The 5,198-nt window shown below is 70.1% G+C and carries 5 protein-coding genes; 3 read left to right on the forward strand and 2 right to left on the reverse strand.

The window, feature by feature from the left end; genetic code table 11:
- Positions 1 to 153: 153 nt before the first annotated feature.
- A complete protein-coding gene (locus ACFYWG_RS21040) occupies positions 154 to 708 on the reverse strand; it encodes a PH domain-containing protein (protein ID WP_385420820.1) in 555 nt (184 codons plus the stop codon).
- Positions 709 to 825: 117 nt separating this feature from the next.
- Positions 826 to 1,065: a hypothetical protein gene (locus tag ACFYWG_RS21045; RefSeq protein ID WP_389202737.1), complete on the reverse strand. Its 240-nt coding sequence runs from the start codon at positions 1,063 to 1,065 to the stop codon at positions 826 to 828.
- Positions 1,066 to 1,242: 177 nt separating this feature from the next.
- Here ACFYWG_RS21045 and thyX point away from each other — a divergent pair, with 177 nt between their 5' ends.
- From thyX to ACFYWG_RS21060, 3 genes are all read left to right on the forward strand, one after another.
- A complete protein-coding gene (thyX, locus tag ACFYWG_RS21050) occupies positions 1,243 to 1,983 on the forward strand; it encodes an FAD-dependent thymidylate synthase (protein WP_385420824.1) in 741 nt (246 codons plus the stop codon).
- Positions 1,984 to 2,193: 210 nt separating this feature from the next.
- Complete coding sequence (gene dapA / locus ACFYWG_RS21055; RefSeq protein ID WP_376332844.1) at positions 2,194 to 3,093, forward strand: 4-hydroxy-tetrahydrodipicolinate synthase; 900 nt, start codon at positions 2,194 to 2,196, stop codon at positions 3,091 to 3,093.
- Positions 3,094 to 3,246: 153 nt separating this feature from the next.
- A complete protein-coding gene (locus ACFYWG_RS21060) occupies positions 3,247 to 4,932 on the forward strand; it encodes a ribonuclease J (RefSeq protein WP_383511808.1) in 1,686 nt (561 codons plus the stop codon).
- Positions 4,933 to 5,198 lie beyond the last annotated feature (266 nt).

Genomic DNA, 5,198 nt, shown 5'->3' on the forward strand with positions numbered 1-5,198 from the left:
CCGGCCCGCCCCCAGGCCCTTGCGGCGCGCTGGCGGGGTGCCCGCGGCAACGCCCCCGGCGGGGGGCGGGGGGTGGGGGGGGGGGCCCCCGGGGCGGGGGGGGGGGGGCGGGCGGGGGGGGGGCCGGCCCCCGCCGGCATGACGAGAGGGGCGTCAGTGCGGCCGGTACTCGTCGGCCCAGGCCTCGACGGCGTCCGCCGCCCGGTCGAAGGCCTCCGCGCGGCCCAGGAAGTCCGCGTCGTGCGTGCTCATCAACGGCGGCACGGCGTCCGCCGCCGAGCCCTGCCGCGCGAGCAGCAGCGCCTGGCCCTGCACCGTCCGCGGCAGCCCCAGCCACCGCACGGGCTGCTGCGCCGTACGCACGGAGGAGACCTGCGCCCAGGGCACCGTGCGCGTCGTGAAGAACCCGACGTGCCGCAGGCCGTGGGCGCTCACCCACACGCCCATGCGCAGCAGCCGCAGGGCCGCGCCGATGACGAGCAGGGCGATGCCGAACACCACGAGCGCCGAGGTGAGTTCGGCCGTCGCGGCGATGACGACCGCAGCGAACAGCACGAACGAGGCGACCAGCAGCGCCAGCGCCGCCGTGCCCACCCGCCAGGGTCCGGGCCGGTACGGCCGCCGCCAGTGGTCACGGTCCTCGTGGGGGAGCGGAACGTCGTCCGCGGCCTCGAAAACGCGGTCGGCCGTCAGGAAGGGCAGGGGCACGGCGGGTCCTCACTCGATCCATGCGTGGGCTGTGCCCGGTGAGGCTACCGATCTGTGTCCCCGGTCACCACCGGCAGGGGCCGGATGGAGTCGGAGTCACGCCCGTGCGGGGGTGGCTCAGCGCCGCTCGGACGCCTGCGACTGCTGGGGGCGGTCGGTGGGGTGGTCGGGCGAGAGCGCGGGCGTCCCGACGACGAGGGACCCCACGAGGCCCGCGACGATCGTCAGGCCCAGCAGCCAGCGCCCGGCCAGCTCACCCACCGACGGCCGCTCGCGCGGTGGCGGAGCGACATTGCTGCGGAACCTGTCGGCCTCGGCGACGAAGGCAAACGGTACGGGTTCACGCCGACCGAACATCAGGGGTGTGTCTCCCTTCGGGGGTACAACGGACAGCTGTCGTCAGGAGAGACGAACGAGCTCCCCCGCAGGTGCCCTGTTTCACCGACTTCATTGCGGCACGCCACCGATCGCGCCCATTTCGGCGAGCCGTAGAGTGGCGTCGCCGAATGACGAGATGGGAAGGCCCTGCCGATCGTGACCGACACCCCCGCCGACGACCTCAAGCCCAGCTACCGCAGTGACGTCACCGTCGAGCTGGTCAAGCACACCGCGTCCGACGCGGACGTCCTGTTCGCCGCCCGTGTCTCGACCCTGGGCGAGCAGTCCCTGGACGAGCTGAACAAGGACCCCGAGCGCTCCAAGGGCCTGATCAACTACCTGATGCGCGACCGGCACGGCAGCCCCTTCGAGCACAACTCGATGACCTTCCTGATCAGCGCCCCGATCTTCGTCTTCCGCGAGTTCATGCGGCACCGCGTCGGCTGGTCCTACAACGAGGAGAGCGGCCGCTACCGCGAGCTCCAGCCGGTCTTCTACGTCCCCGACGAGTCCCGCAAGCTGGTCCAGGAGGGCCGCCCGGGCAAGTACGTCTTCGTCGAGGGCACCCGCGCCCAGCAGGAACTCGTCGGCCGGGTCATGGAGGACTCCTACCGGCAGGCCTACGAGGCCTACCAGGAGATGCTCGCCGCCGGCGTCGCCCGCGAGGTCGCCCGCGCGGTCCTGCCGGTCGGCCTGTACTCCTCGATGTACGCCACCTGCAACGCCCGCTCGCTGATGCACTTCCTCGGCCTGCGCACCCAGCACGAGCTCGCCAAGGTCCCCTCCTTCCCGCAGCGCGAGATCGAGATGGTGGGCGAGAAGATGGAGGCCGAGTGGGCCCGGCTCATGCCGCTCACCTACGCCGCCTTCAACGCGAACGGACGCGTGGCGCCCTGACCCGCCCCGGTTCACCGGTCAGGTACAGATGTACGGTTCAGCCGTGCGAGGTGTCCCGATTGCGGCATTTCGCGAAGTTCATCTAGCCTGATCAAACGGGTCCGGCACTGCTTGAACCCCCGAGCAAGCAGTGCCGGGCTCCCCTTTGTCCGCACTTGTCGGCCGACCCACGGGCAGACCCCGTCCTGAGCAACGAGTAGCGTGTAACCCATGGCTCCGACCTCGACTCCGCAGACCCCCTTCGGGCGGGTCCTCACCGCCATGGTCACGCCCTTCACGGCGGACGGCGCACTCGACCTCGACGGCGCTCAGCGACTCGCGACCCACCTGGTGGACGCAGGCAACGACGGCCTGATCATCAACGGCACCACCGGCGAGTCCCCGACCACCAGCGACGCGGAGAAAGCGGACCTCGTACGGGCCGTCCTGGAAGCCGTCGGCGACCGCGCCCACGTCGTGGCAGGAGTCGGCACCAACGACACCCACCACAGCATCGAACTCGCCCGCGCGGCGGAGCGCACCGGCGCGCACGGCCTGCTCGTCGTGACGCCGTACTACAACAAGCCCCCGCAGGAGGGCCTCTACCGGCACTTCACCGCCGTCGCCGACGCGACCGGCCTGCCGGTCATGCTCTACGACATCCCCGGCCGCAGCGGCGTCCCCATCAACACGGAGACCCTTGTCCGGCTCGCCGAGCACCCCCGCATCGTCGCCAACAAGGACGCCAAGGGCGACCTCGGCCGCGCGAGCTGGGCCATCGCCCGCTCCGGCCTCGCCTGGTACTCCGGCGACGACATGCTCAACCTCCCCCTGCTCTCCGTCGGCGCGGTCGGCTTCGTCTCGGTCGTCGGCCACCTGGTCACCCCCGAGCTGCGCGCCCTGGTCGACGCGTACACCTCGGGCGACGTCCAGAAGGCCACCGAGATCCACCAGAAGCTGCTCCCCGTGTACACCGGCATGTTCCGCACCCAGGGCGTGATGACCACCAAGGCGGCGCTCGCCCTCCAGGGACTCCCCGCCGGACCGCTGCGCGCCCCCATGGTCGAATGCGCGCCCGAAGAGATCGAGCAGCTCAAGATCGATCTTGCCGCCGGCGGGGTAGAGCTCTGACACCAGACTTCGCGCGGTCCCCGCGCACCTGCTTCACAACTGAATACGCGGGCCACCGGTGCCCGCACACCCCACACGACAACTGCTCATGCACGAACGTCACGCGCGCCACGTGCCCCACCGGTACGTGGCGCGTGTGGTGAGGAGAGTCTTTTGAGTCATCCGCATCCCGAACTCCGCACGCCCCCGCCGCTCGCCCAAGGCGGCCTGCGTGTCACCCCGCTCGGCGGTCTCGGCGAGATCGGCCGCAACATGACGGTCTTCGAGTACGGCGGCCGCCTGCTGATCGTCGACTGCGGAGTGCTCTTCCCCGAGGAGGAGCAGCCCGGAATCGACCTGATCCTGCCGGACTTCTCGTCCATCAGGGACCGCCTCGACGACATCGAGGGCATCGTTCTCACCCACGGTCACGAGGACCACATCGGCGGCGTCCCCTTCCTCCTGCGCGAGAAGCCGGACATCCCGCTGATCGGCTCCAAGCTGACCCTGGCCCTGATCGAGGCCAAGCTCCAGGAGCACCGCATCCGCCCGTACACCCTGGAGGTGGCGGAGGGGCACCGCGAGCGCATCGGCCCGTTCGACTGCGAATTCGTCGCGGTCAACCACTCCATCCCGGACGCGCTGGCCGTCGCCATCCGCACCCCGGCGGGCATGGTCGTCCACACCGGCGACTTCAAGATGGACCAGCTCCCGCTGGACAACCGCCTCACCGACCTGCACGCCTTCGCGCGCCTGAGCGAGGAGGGCATCGACCTCCTCCTCTCGGACTCGACGAACGCCGAGGTCCCCGGCTTCACGCCGCACGAGCGGGACATCTCCAACGTCCTGCGCCAGGTCTTCGCGGGGGCGCGCAAGCGCATCATCGTCGCCAGCTTCGCCAGCCACGTGCACCGCATCCAGCAGATCCTGGACGCCGCCCACGAGTACGGCCGCCGGGTCGCCTTCGTCGGCCGCTCCATGGTCCGCAACATGGGCATCGCCCGGGACCTGGGCTACCTCAAGGTCCCGCCGGGCCTGGTCGTCGACGTCAAGACCCTCGACGACCTCCCGGACAGCGAGGTCGTCCTGGTCTGCACCGGCTCCCAGGGCGAGCCGATGGCGGCCCTGTCCCGCATGGCCAACCGCGACCACCAGATCCGTATCGTCCAGGGCGACACGGTGATCCTGGCCTCGTCCCTCATCCCGGGCAACGAGAACGCGGTCTACCGCGTGATCAACGGCCTCACGCGGTGGGGCGCCAACGTGGTCCACAAGGGCAACGCCAAGGTCCACGTCTCCGGCCACGCCTCCGCGGGCGAGCTGCTGTACTTCTACAACATCTGCCGTCCGAAGAACCTGATGCCGGTGCACGGTGAATGGCGCCACCTGCGCGCCAACGCCGAGCTGGGCGCCATGACCGGCGTCCCGCACGACCGGATCGTCATCGCCGAGGACGGCGTCGCCGTCGACCTCGTCGAGGGCAAGGCCAAGATCTCCGGCAAGGTCCAGGCGGGATACGTCTACGTCGACGGCCTCTCCGTGGGCGACGTGGGCGAGCCGGCCCTGAAGGACCGCAAGATCCTCGGCGACGAGGGCATCATCTCGGTCTTCGTGGTCATCGACTCCTCGACCGGGAAGATCACCGGCGGCCCGCACGTCCAGGCCCGGGGCTCGGGCATCGAGGACTCCGCGTTCGCCGACGTGATCCCCCGGATCACCGAGGTCCTCGAGCGCTCCGCCCAGGACGGCGTGGTCGAGCCCCACCAGCTCCAGCAGCTGGTGCGCCGCACGCTGGGCAAGTGGGTCTCGGACAACTACCGGCGCCGGCCGATGATCCTGCCCGTGGTGGTGGAGGTCTGACAGCCCGTCGGGTCTGAACCCGGACCAACTGGGAGCGGGGCGCCTCGATTTGCATCGAGGCGCCCCGCTCCAGTACGTTTACAACTCTTCCCGACGGGGCACCCGAGCCAGCTCAGGCTCAGCGGCCGCCTCCGACCGGGACGGGAAATCCGGCTCAGAAACTTCTGATAAAGTCGGAACCGCCGGAAAGGAAACCGCGAGAGCGGAAACCTGGAAAGCACCGAGGAAATCGGATCGGAAAGATCTGATAGAGTCGGAAACGCAAG

Source organism: Streptomyces sp. NPDC003456, from assembly GCF_042878735.1.
In the GTDB taxonomy this organism is placed as follows: Bacteria; Actinomycetota; Actinomycetes; order Streptomycetales; family Streptomycetaceae; genus Streptomyces.